This window comes from Embleya sp. NPDC020886 (assembly GCF_044333915.1).
Lineage (GTDB): Bacteria > Actinomycetota > Actinomycetes > Streptomycetales > Streptomycetaceae > Embleya.
The window spans coordinates 106,863-107,855 of sequence record NZ_JBIRRX010000013.1 but is presented as its reverse complement, the minus strand read 5'-3'; positions in this window follow the sequence as shown (position 1 = coordinate 107,855).

The window sequence follows — 993 nt, the reverse complement described above, 5'->3', positions numbered from 1 at the left end:
CCCCCCGCGGGGGGCCCCCCCCCCCGCCGGGCCCCCCCCCCCCCCCGCCCCCCCCCCCCCCCCCGGGGGGCGCGGGGCGGTCGGGCGAGAGGCGGTCTGAGGGCTTCGAGGGTCATGATCCGGATCCCGGGACTGCTTCGAGCGCGCGGTTTCCCGCTGACCTGCGGTTTTACGGGACCGACCGGGAAGAGCGCGTGTCGAGGGCCGGGTTGTGCCCTCCAGCAACCGGAATCGCCCACCCACGGCCCCGCCTTCCTCCCCTCCCGCCACCGCCCGCCGAAACGACCCGACCCACTGGGGAAGGCTCCCCGGCGGACCCGACGAAAGCACCCACCCGCTCCGCCGTTGCCAGCGCCTTTCCCACCGAGCAACACCCGCCTCTCGCCGGGGAACCCAAGGCTCCCGGCCGCCGGTGACCCCGGGACCGGGCCCACCTCCGCCAGCCCACGCCGACCGTTTAGCACTGAGCCACCCGCCGCCGACCAAGTCGCGACCGCCGGCCGCGAACACCCGGCCCACTCGGGAAGGCTCCTCGGCGGACCTGACCGGGCCGCCCTCCGGCTCCGCCGTTGCCAGCGCCTTTCCCGGTGAGCAATGCCCGGGTCTCGCCGGGGAGTCCAGGGCTCCCGGCCGCCGGTGACGGTGGGACCGTGCTGATCTCCGCCGGTCCACGTCGACCGTTTAGCACTGAGCCACCCGCCGCCGACCAAAGCGCGACCGTCGGTTGTGAACGCCCGGCCCACTGGGGAAGGCTCCCCGGCGGACCCGACGAAAGCACCCCCCGGCTCCGCCGTTGCCAGCGCCTTTCCCGCCGAGTAACGCTCACCTCTCGCCGGGGAGTCCAGGGCTCCCGGCCGCCGGTGACGGTGGGACCGGGCTGATCTCCGCCGGTCTACGCCGACCGTTTAGCACTGAGCCACCCGCCGCCGACCAAAGCGCGACCGTCGGTTGTGAACGCCCGGCCCACTGGGGAAGGCTCCCCGGCGGACCCGA